Origin of the sequence: Nocardia sp. NPDC059236 (assembly GCF_042754085.1) — a bacterium.
GTDB lineage: Bacteria > Actinomycetota > Actinomycetes > Mycobacteriales > Mycobacteriaceae > Nocardia.
Genome location: NZ_JBHZAF010000028.1, coordinates 22698 through 43320 on the forward strand (window position 1 = coordinate 22698; position 20623 = coordinate 43320).

At 68.0% G+C, this 20623-nt stretch carries 22 protein-coding genes; 10 read left to right on the forward strand and 12 right to left on the reverse strand.

All coding sequences use genetic code 11. The annotated features are described in order from the left end of the window. The first annotated feature begins 42 nt into the window (after positions 1-42). Entirely contained in the window at positions 43-183 is a 141-nt protein-coding gene (locus ACFXIV_RS42435; protein ID WP_379402682.1) for a hypothetical protein, read from the forward strand. Here the strand turns inward: ACFXIV_RS42435 and ACFXIV_RS42440 are convergent. Genes ACFXIV_RS42440 through ACFXIV_RS42450 form a run of 3 tightly spaced genes read right to left on the reverse strand, consistent with a single transcriptional unit; the run spans position 167 to position 1939 of the window. Further along, positions 167-919, reverse strand: coding sequence for a hypothetical protein (locus tag ACFXIV_RS42440; protein ID WP_379402625.1), 753 nt, complete (start codon positions 917-919; stop codon positions 167-169). The two genes, ACFXIV_RS42435 and ACFXIV_RS42440, sit on opposite strands and share 17 nt — an antisense overlap. After that, positions 916-1743: an ABC transporter ATP-binding protein gene (locus tag ACFXIV_RS42445; RefSeq protein ID WP_379402626.1), complete on the reverse strand. Its 828-nt coding sequence runs from the start codon at positions 1741-1743 to the stop codon at positions 916-918. The genes ACFXIV_RS42440 and ACFXIV_RS42445 overlap by 4 nt, the downstream gene beginning before the upstream one ends. Beyond that, complete coding sequence (locus ACFXIV_RS42450; protein ID WP_379402627.1) at positions 1736-1939, reverse strand: PLDc N-terminal domain-containing protein; 204 nt, start codon at positions 1937-1939, stop codon at positions 1736-1738. Before ACFXIV_RS42450 ends, ACFXIV_RS42445 begins: the two co-directional genes overlap by 8 nt. Before the next feature lie 90 nt (positions 1940-2029). On the opposite strand from ACFXIV_RS42450, the gene ACFXIV_RS42455 reads away from it, so the two are divergent. Then, the gene (locus ACFXIV_RS42455) at positions 2030-2590 is read left to right on the forward strand and encodes a helix-turn-helix domain-containing protein (protein WP_379402628.1); all 561 of its coding nucleotides are present in this window, start codon (positions 2030-2032) and stop codon (positions 2588-2590) included. 35 nt (positions 2591-2625) lie between these two features. Further along, positions 2626-3402 (forward strand): O-methyltransferase, encoded by a 777-nt coding sequence (locus ACFXIV_RS42460; protein WP_379402629.1) that lies wholly within the window; start codon positions 2626-2628, stop codon positions 3400-3402. A gap of 49 nt (positions 3403-3451) precedes the next feature. On the opposite strand, the gene ACFXIV_RS42465 is transcribed toward ACFXIV_RS42460, so the two are convergent. Further along, positions 3452-4813, reverse strand: a complete 1362-nt coding sequence (locus ACFXIV_RS42465) for a cytochrome P450 (RefSeq protein ID WP_379402630.1) — start codon at positions 4811-4813, stop codon at positions 3452-3454. Positions 4814-4875: 62 nt separating this feature from the next. Then, entirely contained in the window at positions 4876-5664 is a 789-nt protein-coding gene (locus ACFXIV_RS42470; protein ID WP_379402631.1) for a thioesterase II family protein, read from the reverse strand. A 65-nt stretch (positions 5665-5729) separates the two neighbouring features. Between ACFXIV_RS42470 and ACFXIV_RS42475 the strand changes: the two genes are divergently transcribed. Both ACFXIV_RS42475 and ACFXIV_RS42480 read left to right on the forward strand, forming a co-directional pair. Further along, the gene (locus tag ACFXIV_RS42475) at positions 5730-7100 is read left to right on the forward strand and encodes a CoA transferase (RefSeq protein WP_379402632.1); all 1371 of its coding nucleotides are present in this window, start codon (positions 5730-5732) and stop codon (positions 7098-7100) included. A 168-nt stretch (positions 7101-7268) separates the two neighbouring features. Continuing rightward, on the forward strand, positions 7269-8837 hold the full coding sequence (locus ACFXIV_RS42480; protein ID WP_379402633.1) for an MFS transporter: 1569 nt from the start codon (positions 7269-7271) through the stop codon (positions 8835-8837). 27 nt (positions 8838-8864) lie between these two features. Here ACFXIV_RS42480 and ACFXIV_RS42485 read toward each other — a convergent pair whose 3' ends face one another. Beyond that, positions 8865-9437 carry a TetR/AcrR family transcriptional regulator gene (locus tag ACFXIV_RS42485; RefSeq protein WP_379402634.1) on the reverse strand — a complete coding sequence of 191 codons (573 nt, stop codon included), beginning with the start codon at positions 9435-9437 and terminating at the stop codon, positions 8865-8867. A gap of 133 nt (positions 9438-9570) precedes the next feature. Between ACFXIV_RS42485 and ACFXIV_RS42490 the strand changes: the two genes are divergently transcribed. The 3 genes from ACFXIV_RS42490 (at position 9571) to ACFXIV_RS42500 (ending at position 11970) form a co-directional block, all read left to right on the forward strand. Next, on the forward strand, positions 9571-10602 hold the full coding sequence (locus tag ACFXIV_RS42490; protein ID WP_379402683.1) for a nucleoside hydrolase: 1032 nt from the start codon (positions 9571-9573) through the stop codon (positions 10600-10602). After that, positions 10599-11486 carry an amidohydrolase family protein gene (locus ACFXIV_RS42495; protein WP_379402635.1) on the forward strand — a complete coding sequence of 296 codons (888 nt, stop codon included), beginning with the start codon at positions 10599-10601 and terminating at the stop codon, positions 11484-11486. Before ACFXIV_RS42490 ends, ACFXIV_RS42495 begins: the two co-directional genes overlap by 4 nt. 121 nt (positions 11487-11607) lie before the next feature. Then, positions 11608-11970: a DUF1304 domain-containing protein gene (locus ACFXIV_RS42500; protein WP_354849236.1), complete on the forward strand. Its 363-nt coding sequence runs from the start codon at positions 11608-11610 to the stop codon at positions 11968-11970. Here the strand turns inward: ACFXIV_RS42500 and ACFXIV_RS42505 are convergent. The 3 genes from ACFXIV_RS42505 to ACFXIV_RS42515 are packed head-to-tail and all read right to left on the reverse strand — an operon-like array spanning position 11956 to position 13837. Beyond that, the gene (locus ACFXIV_RS42505; RefSeq protein ID WP_379402636.1) at positions 11956-12951 is read right to left on the reverse strand and encodes a zinc-binding dehydrogenase; all 996 of its coding nucleotides are present in this window, start codon (positions 12949-12951) and stop codon (positions 11956-11958) included. The genes ACFXIV_RS42500 and ACFXIV_RS42505 overlap by 15 nt on opposite strands. A gap of 11 nt (positions 12952-12962) precedes the next feature. Next, the gene (locus ACFXIV_RS42510; RefSeq protein WP_379402637.1) at positions 12963-13385 is read right to left on the reverse strand and encodes an organic hydroperoxide resistance protein; all 423 of its coding nucleotides are present in this window, start codon (positions 13383-13385) and stop codon (positions 12963-12965) included. Next, positions 13385-13837 (reverse strand): MarR family winged helix-turn-helix transcriptional regulator, encoded by a 453-nt coding sequence (locus ACFXIV_RS42515; RefSeq protein WP_379402638.1) that lies wholly within the window; start codon positions 13835-13837, stop codon positions 13385-13387. The genes ACFXIV_RS42510 and ACFXIV_RS42515 overlap by 1 nt, the downstream gene beginning before the upstream one ends. A 201-nt stretch (positions 13838-14038) precedes the next feature. Here ACFXIV_RS42515 and ACFXIV_RS42520 point away from each other — a divergent pair, with 201 nt between their 5' ends. Together ACFXIV_RS42520 and ACFXIV_RS42525 are read left to right on the forward strand one after the other, a co-directional pair. Then, positions 14039-15223: an acyl-CoA dehydrogenase family protein gene (locus ACFXIV_RS42520; protein ID WP_379402639.1), complete on the forward strand. Its 1185-nt coding sequence runs from the start codon at positions 14039-14041 to the stop codon at positions 15221-15223. 193 nt (positions 15224-15416) lie between these two features. Next, on the forward strand, positions 15417-16394 hold the full coding sequence (locus ACFXIV_RS42525; RefSeq protein ID WP_379402640.1) for an alpha/beta hydrolase: 978 nt from the start codon (positions 15417-15419) through the stop codon (positions 16392-16394). A 334-nt stretch (positions 16395-16728) separates the two neighbouring features. Here ACFXIV_RS42525 and ACFXIV_RS42530 read toward each other — a convergent pair whose 3' ends face one another. The 3 genes from ACFXIV_RS42530 to scpA all read right to left on the reverse strand — a co-directional run bounded on the left by ACFXIV_RS42530 (position 16729) and on the right by scpA (position 20623). Beyond that, positions 16729-17235 (reverse strand): GNAT family N-acetyltransferase, encoded by a 507-nt coding sequence (locus ACFXIV_RS42530; RefSeq protein ID WP_379402641.1) that lies wholly within the window; start codon positions 17233-17235, stop codon positions 16729-16731. 5 nt (positions 17236-17240) lie between these two features. Next, entirely contained in the window at positions 17241-18239 is a 999-nt protein-coding gene (meaB, locus tag ACFXIV_RS42535) for a methylmalonyl Co-A mutase-associated GTPase MeaB (protein ID WP_379402684.1), read from the reverse strand. A 125-nt stretch (positions 18240-18364) separates the two neighbouring features. Further along, a complete protein-coding gene (gene scpA / locus ACFXIV_RS42540) occupies positions 18365-20623 on the reverse strand; it encodes a methylmalonyl-CoA mutase (RefSeq protein WP_379402642.1) in 2259 nt (752 codons plus the stop codon).

Here is a 20623-nt window from a genome sequence, read left to right on the forward strand (position 1 = left end):
TAAAATCACGCCCGACCAGGCTCGATCGACTGGAACAAGGTCATCGACTACTACATCACCGGCGTGCTCTATCCGCGCAGCGCCCTGGAGGAGGTGCGGGTGCTCGTGGTGATCTGTGTCGTCGTGTCGTGGGTGGGGCTGTATCTGCTGTCGCGGCGCCGGGCCGCTACGCAGCGGTCCTGATCGCGCGAATCGGTGTGGTCAGGGCGGCCGTCAGGGCGAGTGCCGTCGCGATGAGCAGGGCCAGTAGCGATTTCGCCGCGCCGGCCGGGGACCAGCTCGCGGCCTCGATGGCCGGTTGCAGGGCGGTGGTGGGTAGGTAGGGTTGCACCGATGGCACGGCCGACACCAGCAGGCATCCCACGTAGACCACGGCGGTGACCCCGGCGGCGATGCCCGCCGAGCCGAACCGCGCCGCCAGGGCCGCGGCGAACACCGCGAACGACACCACCGCGAGGGCTTGCACCGCAAGCGAACCCGCCGCCGGACCCAGCGGGTAGGATCCGAACAGCGCCCAGCACTCGTACAGCCCGACCGCGGCCCCGATCGAGGCAGCTACGGCGATCACCGCCGCCGCGACCAGGATCCGGGGCAGATAGAGCCGCACCGGCGAGACCTCGCGGCTGAAGTAGTAGATCCCGATCGGATCGGTACTGCGCAGGGCGCATGCCTGCGCCGCCAGGATCATCGCCACCGCCGCGACCAGCAGGCCGGTGTTCTTCACATACTGCTGCAACCCGTCTCGCCAGTCGGGCACGCGCAGCAGCTGGATTTCCGAGGAGTGTCCGATCAGATCCGGCAGGTACTTCGCCCCGAGCAGCGAGACGAATCCGAACAGGACGAATGCGGCGACCAGGGCGACCAGCCGCCGCGTGCGCAGCCACCGGTACCACTCGACCCGGAATACGGTGCGGTTCATGGTTTCTCCCCGATGGCAGCGAAGAACGCATCGGTCAAGGTCGGACGGGTGATTCGGATGTCGTCGAGCCGGCCGCTGTTCGCGGACGCGTCCGCCAGCGCCGGGCCCCACTGTGGCTGCTCGGCCTCGATGATCCGGCCGTCGGTCATGGCGATCCGCAGGATCGGCGCGGCGGTGTGCTCATCCAGGAATTCCCCTGCCTCCCCGGCGAAGACGGCCCGCCCGCGATGCAGGACCAGCAGCCGGTCGGCGAGATCCTCGACATCGGCGAGCAGGTGGCTGGAGAACACGACCGTCATCCGACTGCCCAGGTCCCGGATCAGCCCCAGCACGGCGGCGCGGCCTTCGGGATCCAGTGCGCTGGTGGGTTCGTCGAGAATGAGCACCTCGGGCTCGCGGACCAGTGCCGCGGCAATTCCCAAGCGCTGCAACATGCCCCGGGAGAACCCTCCGGCGCGCCGGTGGGCGTGCCGTTCCAGGTCGACCGCCGCGAGCGCGGCGTCGGCGGACCACGTACCGGCGCCGCGGGCCGGTCCGATGGCCATGGACTGTTCGAGGATCTCCCGGGCGGACAGCCAGGGCTCGAAACCCGGTGTGTCCGGGCAGTATCCGAGGGCGTCCAGCCCGATCGGCACCCGCACGGCACCGCCGGTCACCGGTTGCAGGCCCAGCACGGTGCGGATCAGGGTGGTCTTGCCCGCGCCGTTGAGTCCGATCAGCCCTACCACCCCGGGACCGTCCACGGTCCAGCTCACGGTGTCCAGGGCGAGGAAGTCGCCGAAGCGCACCGACACATCGGTGACCTCGAGGTGGGGCTCAGCCACGGACCGGGTCACCGTCCCGGCCGACGATCAGGTAGATGATCCCGCCGAGCGGAATGCTGATCAGGCAGATGATCGCCCACGCCCATTTCGGCAGGTACTTCACCCGTGCGCGGGACAGGTCGTACCAGCAGAAACCGACGAAGCCGAGCCCCACCACGATCAGGGGCACCAGTGCGGCTACCGGAATGTTGGACACCGCGATTCCTCTCCTCAGCGCGAGCGCGCGATTGCTACCAGATATGCGAACATTATCAATACCGATAGCAATGGTGCTAGTGTTCAGCCCGTGGAATCCGTCGAACTTCTGCTGCACCCGGTTCGGCTGCGGATCGTGCAGGCATTCCTCGGCGACCGGACACTGACCACGAGCGAGCTCAATGCCGAACTCGGCCATGTTCCGCCCGGCAGCCTCTACCGGCATGTCGCCAAGCTGGTCTCCGCCGGCGTCCTCGATATCGTCACCGAGCGCCGCGTGCGCGGCACCGTCGAGCGCACCTACCGGCTACGCCTGAGCGCCGCCCAGATCACCCCCGACCAGCTCGACGCCATGAGTCCCGAGGACCACCGCCGCGCCTTCATGGGCTTCGTCGCCGGGCTCATGGCCGACTTCGACCGGTACGTCGACGGCGGCGATATCGATTACCTGCGAGACGGAGTCGGCTACCGCATGGCTGGTCTGTGGCTCGACGATGCCGAATTCGCCGACTTCGCCCGCGATCTGGGCCGCGTGCTGGCCCCGCGCCTGGCCAATGCCCCCGCGCCGGGCCGGAAGCGTCGTATCCTGCGCACCATCCTGATTCCCGACTTCCCTGCCCCCGGAGGCGAAACCGCTTCGGGCCCGGCATAATCGCGCTGGCCGTCAGAGCGAACGAAGGGGAATCAATGGGTGGCACATCGATCGGGTCGATCTTGCGCGAGCGTGTGGTGTATCCGGTGCGCACGGCCGTCAGTACCGTGCGCGGACTCGGAAACTTCACGCGCACCGGTCAATTCGGCGATGGCCGTGAGGCCGCCGTGCGCGACCACGTCCTCGCGAACGCCGAGCAGGGCGATCCGGAGAGTGTGCTGGCGGCCATCGACAAGTTCGCCCGCACCCGCAGCAACCTGGTGAATGTCGGGGACGAGAAGGGCCTGCTGCTGGATGCCGCTGTGCGCAAAGCGAATCCGAAGCTGCTGCTCGAACTGGGCACCTATGTCGGCTACAGCGCGGTCCGCACCGCCCGCACCATGCCGGAGGGCGCGCGCCTCGTCTCCGTGGAGTTCAGCGCGGCCAATGCGGAGGTGGCCCGCGCCATCATCGCCCACGCCGGGCTGGCGGAGCGGGTGACCGTGGTGGTCGGCACCATCGGCGACGGCGGCGAGACCATCCGGCGGCTCACCGAGGAGCACGGAATCACCGAGGGCGCACTAGATTTCGTCTTCGTGGACCACGACAAGTCAGCCTACCTGGCCGACCTGAAGCACATTCTCGCGGCGGGCTGGCTGCACCCGGGCAGCATTGTCGTCGCCGACAATATGCGCGTCCCGGGCGCTCCGGACTACCTGCAGTACATGCGTGAGGCCGAGGGCAAGGCCTGGCGCACCGTCGAGCACGACACCCATATCGAGTACCAGTCGCTGCTCAAGGACCGGGTACTCGAGTCGGAGTACCTGGGCTGAGAAGGCTGGAACACCTGGGCCGAGACTGTTTCTCGGCCCAGGCAGGCGTTCAGCGACGCCGCAGCGTCACGGGCAGATCGTCCTTCGGCAGCGGCGTCGCACTCATGTCGAGGGGCATGACGTAGTCCTGCGGCACCTCCCATTCGAAGGTGTGCAGCAGCTGATGCACGATCGTCTTGATCTCGAGGCCCGCGAAGTGCTGTCCGAGGCACTTGTGCGCGCCCGCCCCGAACGGGGCCCACGCCACCCGGTGCCGCTTGTGCTCGGCGCGTTCGTCGGAGAAACGCTCGGGATCGAATTCCTCGGGGTGCGACCACATATCGGGGCGGCGGTGGTTGACGCTGATCGGGACGACGACGAAGGATCCCTTCGGCACGAAATAGCCGCACACCTCGGTGTCCTCCTGCACCGCGCGCGGGAAGATCTGCACCGGGGTGCACAGCCGGGTGGTTTCCTTGATGATCCAGTCGAGTTCGGTCAGCTCGGCGAGCTCGTCGTAACCGAGTTCGAAGGGCATCTCCAGCGAGCGCGCTCGCGCGCGCTTCTGCCATTCCGGGTATTTGGCCATGTTGTAGACGACCCCGGACAGCGTGGTCGTGGTGGTGTCGTGGGCGGCGGCCAGCAGGAAGATCATGTGGTTCACGATGTCCTGGTCGGTGAACCGATCGCCGTCGTCGCCCGCGGCCTGACACAGCATGGAGAGCAGGTCGGTGCCCGGGTTTTCGCGGGCGGCGACAATGCGGTCGGAGAGGAAGGCCGCCATGGTCTTGCGCGCGCGCATGCCCCGCCACCAGCGGTTGCCGGGAATGGCGACGCGCACCATCGCGCCGCCGGCCTGCAGGATGTCCATGGTGGCGCCGCAGATGTGCTCGGCCTCGTCGCGCGGCAGGCGCGCGCCCATGAAGACCTCCAGCACGATGTCCAGGGTGAGCCGCTGCAGGTGCTGGTGCACGAGCACCGGATTGCCGTCGGCCACACTGCCTTCCGGCAGCTTGCTCAGGTGGCGGTCGGCGATCTCGTGCATATCCTTCAGATACGACGTGAGGGCGCCGCGACCGAAGGCCTGCTGCATGATCGAGCGGTGGCTGCGGTGCTCGTCGAAATCCAGCCGGACCAGACCCCGGTCGAAGAACGGTCCCTGCAGCGGCGCCCACGCCGGACCGTTGGCGAACACCCGGTCCTTGTTCATCAGGATGCGCTGTGCCGCCTCGGGGCCACCGGCGATGATCCACTTGTCGCCGAACATGTTCAGGACATAGAGCGGGCCGTAGGCCGCCTCGTCCTCGAAGGCGGCCCCGGTGGGGTCGCGCCGCTGCCGCTGCAGCTGGGCGATCCAGTGCGTCGCGGGCCCGCTGATCTGCTTCAGATCACTGCCCTCGGGCGGAGCGGCGACGAATTGTGTTCTGGGCATTGAGAACCCCCTCCTGCTACGAAGACGCAACGGAGGAAGCTACCCGCACGAAGACGGAGTGCTCAACTCGAGCGCCCCGGAACCGCCGCGGCCAGCGCGCGGGTGATCAAATCGCCTATCGCGGGCAGGTTTTCGGGCAGATCCAGATAGAAGTGGCCACCCGGGAACGTGGCGAGGTCGAATCCGGCGGTGGTGTAGTCGCGCCAACCCCCCGCCTGCGCGGCCGAGGTGGTCGGATCGGCGGAGCTGACCAGCGCGGTGATCGGCGCGCGCAGCGGCGCACCGGGCTCGTGCCGGTAGGTCTCCACCGCGCGGTAGTCGCTGCGCACGGCCGGCAGCACCAGCTCGGCCAGACCGGGCTCGTCGCGCAGGATCCGCACCGACGCCGGATCGTTCGACAGCCGTTCGAGATCCGCGATGAGGCCCTCGTCGGGTCCGGCGTGCAGGCTTCCGGTCTCGGCGAAAGCCGGTGCGGGACGGCCGGAGACGAACAGGTGGGTCAGCTCGCGCCCGCCCGCCTCGACCCGGCGGGCGGCCTCGTAGGCGACGGTCGCGCCCATGCTGTGCCCGAAGATGGCCAGGTGCACGTCCCGCGGCCAGGCCAGCAGGTCGGCGGCGGCCCGGTCGGCCAGTTCGGTGAGCTCGGGCACCGGCGCGTCGCCGAGGCGGTCCTGGCGGCCGGGATACTGCACGCCGAACACCGCAGTACCCGAGCCGACGCGCTGGGCCAGCGCTCGGTAGACGGTGACCGATCCGCCGCCGGGCGGGAAGCAGACCAGCACGGTTGCGGGGCCGGGAGCGGATTTCAGTTCGCGCAGCCAGGCGGTTCCGGTGAGTCGTTGGGCTGTCATCCGATCGAGTATGCCGTGAGATGTGCCACCGTGGTCGGACCCGGTGCCGGCGATACAGTCGGATCGTGGCTACCTACGATGCGCTGGTCCGTGAGTACGAGGCCGGAATCGGCGTCCCGGGCGCACCGCTGCCCGCAGTCGATCCGGGTGCGAATCTGGCTGCGACGCTGCCGGTCTGGGCGCTGGCGGGCGGTGCGGTGGCGGCCTTCGCCGCGGCGGCGGATCGCTGGCGGGCCGCCTGCGGCGTGACGCCGCTCGGCGGTACGGTCGACCCGGCCCGGGTCGCCGCGGCCTTCTCGAGTGAGCGCCTGTTCCGGCTCCACGGCGAACCGCCGGACATCTTCGCAGAGTTGTCGGGATTCTTCAGGGCTGCGGACGCATGGGTGCGTACGCACGCCAACTATCCGCATCATCGCGCCCGGTTGCTGGCCGCCGTGGAGTTGCCCGGCACGGCCGGTCGCGAGGACTTCGCCCGGCGCGCAGCGACACTGACGGCGGCGGACATCGAACAGCGGGCCGGCGAGCACGGTGCGATCGCGGTGCGGGTCCGCCCCGAGCGGGAGTGGGCCGACAGCCCGCAGGGCAAGGCCGCCGCCTCCGGCCCGCTCGTCGCCGTGGCCGAGCGCGGCGATCGGGGCGGATTCGAGTGCCCCACTGCCGCAACACAACTGCTCCCGCTGCGCGGGATCCGGGTTCTCGATCTCACCCGGGTGATCGCCGGACCGGTGGCGACGCGGGCATTGGCCCTGCTCGGAGCCGATGTGCTGCGGATCGACCCGCCCGGGTTGCCGGAGATCGGCTGGCAGTACCTGGACACTTGTCAGGGGAAGCGCTCGACTGTAGTCGATTTGCGTACCGGGCTTCCTGTTTTTCGCGAATTGATCAGCAATGCAGACATAATCATCTCGGGTTACCGACCAGGCAGCTTGGAACGCCTCGGAGTACGATCCGGGGAAATTCGCCCGGGAATTGTGCACGGCCGAGTTTCGGCCTGGGGTGAACTCGGCCCATGGGGTGATCGACGCGGTTTCGACAGCATCGTGCAGGCTGCATCGGGAATTTCGCTCATCGAAGGCACACAGAATAATTCGCGTAGCGAATCATCCGTGGGCGCCCTGCCGGCCCAGGCGCTCGATCACGCCAGCGGGTACCTGCTCGCCGCGGGCGTGCTCGACGCGCTGTGCGCGCGCAGTGGCGACGGCCTCGGCCGCGATGTCCGGGTCGCCCTGGCCCGTACGGCATCCTGGCTGATCACCGCGCCGGGCCGGACGCCCGCCCACGAACCCGCCGCGGCGCCGGATGCCCGGTACGCACGCACCCACGACGCGGTGACCACCGCCGGACCCGCGCTGACCGAGTATCCGGACCATCCGTGGCCCGCTCCGGCCCACGGTTCGAGTGCTCCCGAGTGGAAAGCCCGACCGGACGGTTCGTAGTGCGCGCGAATGTATACAACGCGCTGCACGCACACCCGCAAGTGCATCAGCGAATTAGGCGAATTGACTTGCAATACAGCGCTTTCAACACACCGGACTTATCCCACGTCCGGCGTTAATATTTGAGACCCTGAAACCGACATCAAAATTGTCGACCCGTATGTCGACATGCAGATGGAGGACGTCATCGTGGACACACCTACTCCCTTGCTCACCGCCGCCAGCGACGCCGGCGCCATCTCGGTGGGGAGACGGGAATGGGCCGGATTGGCGGTGCTGGCGCTGGCCTGCCTGGTGTACTCGATGGACCTCACCGTCCTGCACCTGGCGGTCCCCCAGATCAGCGAGATACTCCGCCCCACGAGCTCCCAATTGCTCTGGATCATCGACGTTTACGGATTCTTGGTCGCCGGGTTGCTGCTCACCATGGGCACCATCGGCGATCGCATCGGCAGACGGCGACTACTGATGGTCGGGGCGGCCGCCTTCGCCGTGATCTCGGTGATCGCGGCCTTCGCGCCCTCGGCGCCGGTGCTGATCGGCTGCCGGGCCCTGCTCGGCGTCGCCGGGGCCACCCTGGCGCCGTCCACACTCTCGTTGATATTCACCATGTTTCGCGATCCGGGCCAGCGCTCCATCGCGGTCGGGGTGTGGGTGGGGTCCTACTCGGTGGGCGGCTCCATCGGGCCGCTGGCGGGCGGCATCATGCTCGAGCACTTCTGGTGGGGCTCGGTGTTCCTGCTCGCGGTGCCCGTCATGGTGTTGCTGATCGTTCTCGCGCCGCGCGTGCTCCCCGAGTTCCGCGATCCCGACGCCGGCCGTCTGGATCTGGTCAGTGCCGGATTGTGCACGACGGCAGTGCTCTTGGTGGTCTTCGGCATGAAGAAGGCCGCCCAGGACGGTCCCGGCGCGGCCGCGGTCTCGGCGCTGGTGGCCGGTCTCGCGGTCGGCGCGCTCTTCGTCCGGCGGCAGCTCAATACCAGCGAACCCATGCTGGATCTGCGGCTGTTCCGGCTGGGCAGCTTCCGCACCGCGCTCACCATCAATATGGTCGCGATCTTCGTGGCCTTCGGGTACGCCCTGTTCGTCGGACAGTATTTCCAACTGGTGCTGGGCATGTCGCCGCTGCGGGCGGGTCTCGCCACCATCCCGGCGGGCCTGGGCTTCATGATCGGCTCGCAGCTGGGCCCGCGCATCATGAAGGTGATGCGGCCCGCCTACATGATCGGCGGGGGCATGACCATGGCGGCGTGCGGACTGCTGCTGCTCACCCGGATCACCGCGACCGGCGGCGTGGAGCTCACCATCGCGGCATCGCTGCTGGTGTCCTTCGGGCTGGCACCGGTTTTCGGCATCACCACCGAGCTCATCGTGGGCACCGCGCCTCCGGAGCAGGCGGGCGCGGCCTCCGGGCTCTCGGAGACCGGGGCCGAATTCGGTGGCGCGCTGGGAATCTCCATTCTCGGCAGCATCAGCATCGCCATCTACCGCAACCAGCTCAACACCACCCTGCCCTACGGGGTGCAGGAGCCCGACGCCCGCGCCGCGCGCGACACCCTGGGCGCGGCACTCGAAGTCGCCCGGAACATGCCGGGGAAGGTGGGCAGCGCCATGGCCGAGGCGGCCAAGCACGCCTTCCTGACCGGCATGCACCTGACCGCCGCCATCGCGGCGGGCGCGGCGCTGCTGCTGGCCGTCATCGCCATGACCCGGCTGCGGCACGTGCCGCCGGGCTGAGTTCACCCGGCCGGCCGGACGGTGAGTTCATCTGCCCCGGATGGCTTCGATGGCGGTCACCAGCGAATCACCGTCCAGCAGTACGGCACCCGGCGCGATCATCTTTTGAATGGCGAGGCCCTGGAACAGCAGGAACAGCAGCTGCCCGACCGCTGCGGCCTGCTCGTCGGTCAGATCCGGGTACGCCGAGTGGACGGTTGCGGCAATATCCCGATGCGCGACCGCGCTGGCCTCGGCCATGTAGACCTGCTGCGCGGGATCGCGCGCGATCTGGATGCCGTTCTCGGTGCTCAGCAACAGGCCGTCGCGATTGCGCTGCACCACATCGACGAAGCCGTTCCAGATCGCGGCCAGCGACTCCCACAGCGTGCGACCCTCCCCCGCGTCCCGGATGGCGGCCTCCATATCGTCGCCGATCTGGGTGCCGACGCCCATTGTGATGGCCTCGGTGACCAGCTGATCCTTGGAACCGAAGTGATAGCCGATGGCGGCCAGGCTCACCCCGGCGGCGGTGGCGATGTCCCGGGCGGTCACCTTGGCCAGGCCGCGTTCCAGGACGGCCTTGCGGGCGCCCGCCAGGAGGTCTTCTCGATTTCCCATGGGACCATCCTACCAGCGTCTTAGACAAACGTTCTAGACGGGTGTTTCACAAGCTGGCGAGACCGGCGCATCCTCCCCGCAGGGCCCCGGCATCGATACGGCTACCCTCGAACGCGTGCGGCAGAAGATCCTCATGGACAACGACACCGGCATCGATGACTCCCTGGGCCTGCTCTACCTCCTCGCCTCCCCCGAGGCCGAGATCGTCGGAATCGCCTCCACCGCGGGCAATGTGCCCGCGCCGCAGGTGGCCGCCAACAATCTCGCGCTGCTCGAGCTGGTGCGGGCCCCGGAGCTCGAGGTCGCCCAGGGCGCGCTGACACCCCTGGCCGTACCGCTACGCACCACCGAGGACACCCACGGGCCCCAGGGCGTCGGCTACGCCGAGCTGCCGCCGACCAGCCGGACCCTGTCCGGCCGATCCGCGGCCCAGCTGTGGGTGGACCTGGTGCGCGAGCATCCGGGCGAGATCGTCGGGCTGTGCACCGGGCCGCTCACCAATCTCGCCCTGGCGCTGCGGATGGAACCCCAACTGCCGCAGCTGCTCCGGCGCCTGGTGATCATGGGCGGCGCGTTCAACCATCCCGGCAACACCACCCCGACCAACGAGTGGAACGTGCACGTGGATCCGGAAGCGGCCAAGGAGGTGTTCGACGCCTTCTCCGCCGCGCCCGCCGACCGCCGGCCCATCGTGTGCGCGCTCGACATCACCGAGACCATCGAGATGAAGCCCAAACACCTGGCGCTGCTGGCCGAACGGGCCGGGAGCACACCGGTGGAGCACGTCAGCGAGAACGATCCGCCCGAGGCGCGGTCGGCGGCCAGCAATCCGCTGGTGCGGTACCTCACCGATGCGATCCGCTTCTACTTCGACTTCCACAAGCACTACGACCAGGGGTATCTGGCGCACATGCACGACCCGTTCGCGGCGGCCGTGGCACTGGACCCGAGCCTGGCCGTCACCAAACCGGCGACCGTGGACGTGGAGCTGACCGGAACCATCACCCGCGCCACCACGGTCGCCGACTGGGCGGGCATGTGGGGACGGGAACCCAACGCCGACATCGTGATCGGGACCGATCCGGAGCTGTTCTTCGAACGGCTCGTCGACCGGGTCGGGGATTACGCGCGAACCGCGTTCGCGGAAGGAGATTCGAGCCGGTGACCGACGAGCAGGACCTCGACTACGTCACCGATTTCCATACGCGGCTGGGGCTGCCCGGGATCATCGATGTCCACACGCATTTCATGCCCGAGCAGGTGCTGCGCAAGGTGTGGGGCTACTTCGATTCGGCCGGGCCACTGCTCGGCCACCGCGCGTGGCCGATCACCTACCGCGCCGAGGAGCAGGTGCGGCTGAAGACCCTGCGCAGCTTCGGCGTTCGTGCCTTCACCTCGATGGTCTACCCGCACAAGCCGGAGATGGCGGCCTGGCTCAACGACTGGTCCGCCGATTTCGCCGACCGCACCCCGGACTGCCTGCACACGTCGACCTTCTACCCGGAGCCGGGCGCGGCCGAGTATGTGCGTGCCGCGATCGGGTCGGGGACGCGAATCTTCAAGCTGCACATCCAGGTCGGGAACTATCACCCGGCGGATCCACTGCTGGACGAGGTGTGGGGACTGGTCCAGGAGGCGGGCATCCCGGTGGTCACCCACTGTGGATCCGGGCCTGCCGCCGGGCGATTCACCGGTCCCGAGCCGATCGCCCAACTGCTCCGGCGGTTCCCGCGACTCCGTCTGATCATCGCGCACATGGGGGTGCCCGAGTACAGCGAGTTCCTCGACATCGCCGCGGACAACCCCGGAGTTCTGTTCGACACCACCATGAACTTCACCGACTTCTTCGAGGCCGGTGACCCCTTCCCCGCCGCCGAGCTGCCGCGCCTGCGGGACTTCGGGGATCGCATCCTGTTCGGCAGCGACTTCCCGAACATTCCCTATTCGTACGGCCACGCGCTGTTCGCGCTCGAGCGGCTCGGTCTCGGTGACGACTGGCTGCGAGCGGTCTGTTACCGCAATGCGGCGGACCTCTTCGGCATCGGATAGCTCACCGGGGCGCGACACTCCGGGTTTCGACGATGGGCTCAGGGCCTTCCGGCGCGTGGGTCTGACACGATGAGACGCGGTGGTCGGTGTCGGCTGAAACCTCACGGAAGGCGGGTCGGTCATGCGATTGGTCGCGGACATCCTGGTCGGATTGCTCGCCGCGCTGCACGTCTACATCCTGATCATGGAGATGTTCCTCTGGACCACTCCGCGGGTGCGCGCGGGCTTCGGCGTCACGGCCGAGTTCGCCGAGGAGTCCAAGGTGTTCGCCGCGAATCAGGGTCTCTACAACGGTTTTCTGGCGGCGGGGCTGATCTGGGGTCTGATTGCCGCCGATCCGGTCGGGCAGGCCGCGAAGATCTTCTTCGCGGCCTGCGTCGTGGTGGCCGGACTCTATGGTGGGGCCACCGCGAGCCGCCGGATCTTCGTCGGGCAGGCGCTGCCCGGCGCGATCACGCTGATCGCGGTCCTACTGGCCGGGTAGCGCCGCGGCGCTGAGCGCGATCTTGGCATTGCGGCCCGGGCGTTCGCTGGCGGCCGCGGCCTCGGCGGCCTCCGCGAGCGGGTAGGTGGCCTCGATGGCCAGGTCCAGTTCGCCGCGGGCGGCCAGGGTCACCAGCTCGGTGATGAGGCGGCGGCGTTCGTCACCGCCGATCTCCTCGGCGCGCTTGGAACCCCAGAAGCCCTTCACCACAGCCTGTTTGAAGATGATCGGGCCGGGGTTGAGCACCAGCGGCTGGCCCGACAGCGCGCCGAAGGTGATGAGCTCACCACGCGGGCCGAGCACCGACAGCAGGTCATCGGCGGCCGGCCCACCGACCTGGTCCACCGCACGGGCGATGGGTTCGCCGCCGGTGACCTCCGCGACCTGCTGGTGCCAGTCCCCCGACCCGGTCTCGAGCACCGGTTCGAAGCCCAGCTCCCGCAACGACTTCGCGGCCGCCGCGCTGCGCACCAGGTTCAGGACGTGGACGCCGCGGGCGCGCGCGAGCTGGTTCACCAGTCGTCCCACCGCGCCATTGGCGGCATTGATCGCGATCCACTGGCCGGGCTCGACATCGAGATCCTCGAGCAGCATGAGTGCGCTCAGCGGCATGGCCAGCAGCTGACTCGCGGTCGCGTCGGACACCGTATCCGGCACCGGGACGATCCCGCCCGCCTTGGCCACGAAATACTCCGCCCAGGCGCCCTGCACACCCGAAACCGTCACGCGCTGACCGATTTCCAGGCCGGTGACCCCCGGGCCCAGGGCGTCGATGCGGCCCACGGCCTCGGTGCCCGGGATGGCGGGCAGCTCGGGCCGGTAGCCGTAGGCGCCCCGGATGATGGCCAGGTCGTGATTGTGGATCGGGGCCAGCGTGGTCGCGATCCGCACCTCACCCGGCCCGGGCTCTGGCACCGGCCGCTCGGCCGTGGTCAGGACCTGCTCGGGCTCGCCGAACTGTTCGATGATTACCGCACGCATGCTCATCCTCCTCAGTCTTCGACCACGATGACGTCGACCTCGATATTGCCGCGAGTGGCATTGGAATACGGGCACACCTGGTGAGCCTTGTCCGCCAGCGCCTGCGCCTCGTCCAGGGGCAGGTGTGGCAGCGACACCTCGAGGGTAACGACCAGGCCGAATCCGCCGGCGTCATTGGGGCCGATGCCAACCTTCGCGCCCACGGCCGAGTCGTCCACGTTCGCCTTCAGCGACCGCGCCACGGTGCGCAGCGCCGAGTGGAAGCAGGCGGCGTACCCGGCGGCGAAGAGCTGCTCCGGGTTGGTGCCGAGGCCGTTGCCGCCCATCTCCTTCGGAATCGAGAGCGTGGCGTCGATCTTGCCGTCGGCGGTGCGGACCTGGCCGTTGCGGCCGTCTCCGGTGGCGAGGGCTTCGGCGGTGTAGAGCACGTTCATCAGGGGGTCTCCTTCGATCGGGTGTGGGCGGTGAGAGCTTCGGTGAGTCGGTGCAGGGTTTCCCGCAGTTGGATCAGTTCCTCGCCGGGCAGGCCGGCGATCTCGGCCGAGCGCGCCGGGATCCGGCATGCGGCCGAACGCAGTTCCCGTCCGCGATCGGTCAGGGTGATCTCCACGCGGCGTTCGTCGGCGGTCGAGCGGCGGCGTGCCACGAAGCCCGCCGCCTCGAGCCGCTTGAGCAGTGGCGACAGCGTGCCCGAATCCAGTTCCAGGGCCGAGCACAGATCGCCGACGGTGCGGTCGTCGCGCTGCCAGAGCGCGAGCAGCACCAGATATTGGGGATAGGTGATGCCCAGGGCGTCCAGCTGGGGCCGGTACATGGCGGTCATGGCCCGGGACGCCGAGTAGAGCGCGAAGCACAGCTGGTTTTCCAGCGCCAGCTCATCGGTCATGTCCAATACGGTAGCCAGCAATTAGATTGTGCACAATTTATCTGACCGTCGGCTGCGTCACACCCGGCGATAACATCGCCCGGACCCCGGCGCAGGGCGGGTTCCGATCATCGGGAATTTCGCTCGCGGGCAAGCGGATTCCCGGACATCGCCGCTAGAACGCGTTCTAATAGGGGCACACCGAACCAGTGGGGAGTGGCGATGACGCACGAGGTAGTGAACCGGGTCGCGGAGCTGTCGGGCCAGTTGGCGGCGACCGCCGAGGAGACCGAGCGGCGGGGCAAGCTCTCCGACGAGAGCGTGAAGCTGATCCGTCAGGCCGGGGTGATGCGGCTGCTGCAGCCCGCCGATTTCGGCGGGTACGCGGCGCATCCGCGCGATTTCGCCGAGGCGGTCATGGCCGTGGCCCAGCACTGCGGGTCCACCGGCTGGGTATGTGGCGTCGGCGGCGTGCACCCGTGGGAGATGGCGCTGATGGACCGGCGGCTGCAGAACGAGGTGTGGGGTGAGAACCCCGACACCTGGATCGCCTCGCCGTATGCCGCCCAGGGCGTGGCGACGCCGGCCGACGGCGGATACACCCTGCGCGGCCGCTGGAACTTCTCCTCCGGCACCGATCACTGCGACTGGATCTTCCTGGGCGCGCTGCTCGGTGACGCCGACGGTAATCCGGTCATGCCGCCGACCGTGCTGCACGTGGTGCTGCCGCGCAAGGACTACACGATCGTCGACGACTCGTGGGATGTCATCGGGCTGCAGGGCACCGGCAGCAAGGACGTCATCGTGGACGGCGCGTTCGTTCCGGCCTATCGGACCATCGAATTCGATGCCGTCGCGGCAGGTGAGATCGCGGCCGAGCGGGCGGGCCGCACCGAGACCGTCTACCAGCTGCCGTTCTGGGCCATGTTCCCGCTGGGCATCACCTCGGCGGTGATCGGCATCGCCGAGGGCGCACTCGCGGCGCACCTGGACTATCAGCGCGACCGGGTCACGGCCATGGGCACCAAGATCAAGGACGATCCGTACGTGCTGTCGGCCATCTCCGAGGCGGCGGCCGATATCGCGGCCTCACGCACTCAACTGCTGGACGGCATCAGCCGCCTCTACGACCAGGCCGAGGCCGGGAAGACCATCACCTTCGAGGATCGTTCCCTGGTGCGCCGCAATCAAGTTCGCTGCGCCTGGCGGGCGGTGTCGGCGGTCGACGAGATCTTCGCCCGGTCCGGCGGCAATGCGGTGCGGCGGCAGAACGTCATGCAGCGGTTCTGGCGGGACGCGCACGTGGGTCTGCAGCACGCCATCCACACGCCCGGATCGCTGTACCACTCGACGGCCTTGACCATCATGGGCATCGAGCCCGAGGGTCCGCTGCGCGCCATGATCTGACAACCGGCGGGTCGGCCCGGCACGGTTTACGCGCTGGGCGGCCACGCTTCCAGGCCGTTCCGATGGGTGATGCTACAAGTTTGCTACCGAACGGTTTCTAGAAGGATGCAATCGCGTCACCGCAGGACATTCCGAAGACCAACACGCACGATTATTCCTGGAAAATAGCCTCAAAAGCGACATACTCGCTGTCATGCATCGGCTGTCACGCTACCTCGTTGCCCTGATCGCCACATTTGCTGCCCTTGCGCCCGTCACCGCGGCGGCCGACCCCAGCGAAGGGGCTTCCATCGTCGACGTGCGCCCGCTGGGCGGCCGCCAGTACGAGGTCACCGTCTACTCGGCGGCCATGAACCGGACCATTCCGGTGTGGGTTTCGCACCCGAACGGCCCCGCGCCCGCCCTGTACCTGCTGAATGCCGTGGACGGCGGTGAGACCGGCGGCCCGTGGACCAATCGCACCGATGTCGCCCAGTTCTTCGCCGACAAGCCGGTCAATGTCATCACCCCGATCGGCGGCCGTGCCAGCTTCTACACCGACTGGGTCGCCGATGATCCGACACTGGGCCGGAACCAATGGTCCACTTTCCTTATTCACGAATTACCGCCGCTGCTGGAATCGCGATTCGCGATGACGGGGCGCAATGCCGTCGCGGGCGCATCGATGTCGGCCACCTCCGCACTCAACCTCGCTATCCAAGCACCCGGTATGTATCAGGCGGTGGGTTCCTTCAGCGGTTGCCCGCGCACGGCGGACGCGGCGGCGCGGACCTACGTGCGATCCACGCTCGAGCTGTTCGGCGCGAATGCCGCCAATATGTGGGGCGGCGACGACAATCCGGCCTGGAGCGCCCACGACCCGGTTCTCAACGCGGACCGACTGCGCGGTGTGGCGCTCTACATTTCTGCGGGGAATGGCATTCTGGGAGTTCATGACTCGCTCACCGATCCCAGCATCGGTGGGGATGTCAACGCGCTGACGGATCGGCTGGCCGTGGGTGGGGCCATGGAGACGGTAGTGCGAGCCTGCACGGATTCGCTTGTCGGAGCGTTGGGTTCGCTGGGGATTCCGGCGCAGGTGGTTTATCGGAATGGGACCCATGCGTGGCCGTATTGGCAGGACGACATACATGATTCTTGGCCGCTTTTCGCGGGGGCTTTGGGAGTTTAGGAAGAGAAAGAATTAGTTGGGGGGCATGGAGTGAAAACTGTTCTGCCGCAGTTCAATTCGACGATATGGCCGGATCGACCGACAGATTCTGGACATGACACCACGGTCAGCATCTTTTCGAGTCAGGACGACCGCCGCGGGGTTCACCCCATCATTACTGCATCCTTTGTCCTTAATCCCTTGTCTCTTCAGGTTTGGTTCTTCGGCTTTTCGCTTGGTCTGCCGCCGACACAGTCATCGTCGAGCCCTGGTCACCGTAAGTCTGTCGGTGTTCACCGTCGGTGTGATGGCTGCCCGGCTGCGCCGCATCGATCGACTGATCGCGATTCCCGTATCAGCTGCGTGACCAGGTAATTTCCAGTTCCTGGAGATCAAAGCCCTGGGGGAAGTGCGCGGTCCGGGGTTCGCCGGGGTGGCCGCCGTGGCGCTCGTAGAAGGCGATGGCGGGTGTATTGGCCTGGAGGACTTCGAGGTAGACGGGGCGGCCGGGGTATTCGGCAGCGGCCCATTCGAATCCGTGGTGCAAGAGGCGGGAGCCGATGCCGCCTCGTTTGAGGGTCGGGGTGACGTGCAGATTGTCGATGAGAATGCGGCCGTCTGCGCGGGGTGCCAGGTAGATGAATCCGAGTATTTCCGAACCGGATTCGGCAATGAACAGGTCGCCTTCGGATCGGTCGCCGGTCAGGCGGCTGTGCCAGAGCGCCTTGTGGTCGTCGGACAGCGCACCGGTCAGATAGGTCTCGGGCATGATGCTCGCGTAGGCGGTGCGCCAGCTGGCGGTGTGCAGCGTGGCGACCGCTTCCGCGTCGGATTCGGTACCTGGTCGGATCCGGATGTCCATGGGGCTCAGGACCGTTCGTCGAAGGCCCGGAGGATTTCTTCGGCGGCGAGGGCGGGGGTGAGCGAGCCGTCGCGGACCTGTTTTTCCACCTGGGTGCGCAGGGCCTTGACGTTCGGGTTCTCGGTGAGGCGGCGGAGCAGGTTGTCGTGGACCATGGTCCAGGTCCAGTCGACCTGCTGGCGGCGGCGCTTCTCGGCGAACTCGCCTGCTTCGGTGAGGACGCGGCGGTGGGTGAGGACTGTGTCCCAGAACGAATCCAGTCCGATGCCGTTCAGGCCGGACATGGTGAGAACCGGTGGACGCCACAGGGATTCGCGCGGGTGGATGAGCCGCATGGCTCCTTGCAGCTCCCGGGCGGCGGCCTTGGCCTCCAGTTCGTGGCGGCCGTCGGCCTTGTTCACGGCCACCAGGTCGGCGAGTTCGAGGACGCCCTTCTTGATTCCTTGCAGCTGGTCGCCGGTGCGGGCCAGGGTGAGGAAGCAGAAGACATCGACCATATTGGCGACGGTGACCTCGGACTGGCCGACACCGACGGTCTCCACCAGGATGACGTCGTAGCCTGCCGCCTCCAGCAGCACGATGGTCTCGCGGGTCGCTTTCGCCACGCCGCCGAGGGTTCCGGCCGTGGGAGACGGGCGGATGAAGGCGTCCCGTTCCACCGACAGTCGCGCCATGCGGGTCTTGTCGCCGAGGATCGAGCCGCCGGTCCGCGTCGAGGACGGGTCCACGGCCAGCACCGCCACGCGGTGGCCCTGGCCGATGAGGTACATGCCCAGCGCGTCGATGAACGTCGACTTGCCGACACCCGGAACACCGGTGATGCCAACGCGATTGGACACCACCTTGCCCGCTTCGGGGGTCAGCCGCAGCAGCAGCTGCTGGGCCAGGTCCCGGTGGTCGGTCCGGGTCGATTCGACCAGGGTGATGGCGCGGGCCAGGCCGGCCCGCTCCCCTGCCCGGACCTGCGCGGCCAGCTGGTCGACGTCGATCACTCGGCGCGCCACCGGAGTGGCGGGCTGGGCGCCGGGGCCGGGCGTTTCTGCGCCGGCGGGGCCGGGCAGGCCGACGCCGGCGGTGGTGCCGAGCCGAGGGTGGATTCCGCCACCCTCGGTCCCGCGTGCGGCGTCGCTCATTCCGTTGCGCCGGTGCCGATCTCGTGGCCCAGCTGTGCGGCCAGCTTCTTGATCAGGTCGATCGCGGCATCGGCGATGATGGTGCCGGGGCCGAAGATGCCGGCGGCACCCGCGGCGTACAGCTCGTCGTAGTCACCGGGCGGGATGACGCCGCCGACGGTGACCATGATGTCGGGGCGTCCGACATCGGCCAGTGCCTGCCGCAGGGCGGGCACCAGCGTGAGGTGGCCTGCGGCCAGCGACGAGACACCGACGACGTGCACGTCGTTGTCGGCCGCCTGCTGCGCCACCTCCTCGGGGGTCTGGAACAGCGGGCCCACATCGACGTCCATGCCGAGGTCGGCGAAGGCCGTGGCGATCACCTTCTGGCCGCGGTCGTGGCCGTCCTGACCCATCTTGGCGACCAGGATGCGGGGGCGACGGCCCTCCGCCTCGGCGAACGCCTCGACCAGTTCGATGGCCTTGCTGATGTTGGTCACCTTGCCGGCCTCCTCACGGTAAACGCCGGAGAGCGTGCGGATCTCGGCCTGGTGGCGGCCGTACACCTGCTCCAGCGCGTCGGAGATCTCACCCACGGTGGCCTTGGCGCGCGCGGCGTTGATGGCCAGGGCGAGCAGGTTGTTGTCCATGCCGCCCTCGGACGAGGCCGCCGCACGGGTCAATTCGGCCAGCGCCATCTCGACCTCGGCCGAATCGCGTTCCGCCCGCAGCTTTTCCAGCTTGGCGTTCTGCTCGGCACGCACGCGCGAGTTCTCGACCTTGAGCACCTCGATCGGGGTGTCTTCCTCGACCAGGTATTTGTTGACGCCGATCACCGGCTGCTGGCCGGTGTCGATGCGCGCCTGGGTGCGGGCGGCGGCCTCTTCGATGCGCAGCTTCGGGATGCCCTCCGAAATCGCCTGCGCCATACCGCCGTGCGCCTCGATCTCGGCGATGTGGGCGCGGGCGCGCTCGGCCAGCTGGTGGGTCAGCCACTCCACGTAGTACGAGCCGCCCCACGGGTCGGCCGGACGGGTGGTGTTGGACTCCTGCTGGATGAGCAGCTGGGTGTTGCGGGCGATGCGGGCGGAGAAGTCCGTCGGCAGCGCGAGGGCCTCGTCCAGCGCGTTGGTGTGCAGCGACTGGGTGTGGCCCTGGGTGGCGGCCATGGCCTCCACGCAGGTGCGCGCGACGTTGTTGAACACGTCCTGCGCGGTCAGCGACCAGCCCGAGGTCTGCGAGTGCGTGCGCAGCGCCAGCGACTTCGAGTTCTTGGGCTCGAACTTGGCGACCAGCTCGCTCCAGAGGAGCCGTCCCGCACGGAGTTTCGCGACCTCCATGAAGAAGTTCATGCCGATCGCCCAGAAGAACGACAGTCGCGGCGCGAACTTGTCGACCTCCATGCCCGCGTCCAGACCGGCCTTGATGTACTCCACGCCGTCGGCGAGGGTGTAGGCCAGCTCCAGGTCGGCCGTGGCTCCGGCCTCCTGGATGTGGTAGCCGGAGATGGAGATCGAGTTGAACTTCGGCATCTTCGCGGAGGTGTAGGCGAAGATGTCGGAGATGATCCGCATCGAGGGCTTGGGCGGGTAGATGTAGGTGTTGCGGACCATGAACTCCTTCAGAATGTCGTTCTGAATGGTTCCGGCCAGCTGCTCGGGCTTGACGCCCTGCTCCTCGGCGGCGACGACGTAGAGCGCCAGGATCGGCAGCACCGCGCCGTTCATGGTCATCGACACCGAAACCTGGTCCAGCGGAATGTGATCGAACAGTTCCCGCATGTCCAGGATGGAGTCGATGGCGACACCGGCCATGCCGACGTCACCGGTGACGCGCGGGTGGTCGGAGTCGTAGCCACGGTGGGTCGCCAGGTCGAAGGCGACCGACAGGCCCTTCTGGCCCGCCTGCAGGTTGCGGCGGTAGAAGGCGTTCGAGTCCGCGGCGGTGGAGAAGCCCGCGTACTGGCGGATCGTCCACGGCTGGTTCACGTACATGGTCGGGTACGGGCCGCGCACGAACGGGGCCACACCCGGCACGCTGTCGAGCGGGTAGCCCTCGGCGGCGATGGCGTCCCGGTCGGCCTTGGTGAACACCGGCGGCACCTCGATGCCCTCGGGGGTCGACCAGGTGAGCTGTTCGGGCGCATAGTGATTGGCGCTCGCGGCCTCGGCGACGAAGGCGTCGACCTGCGCGGCGCTGACGTCGGCGGGCGCGGTGTCGCCCTCGGTCAGCGGTACTTCGGCGAAATTGCCGATGCGATGTTTGATATCGCTCAT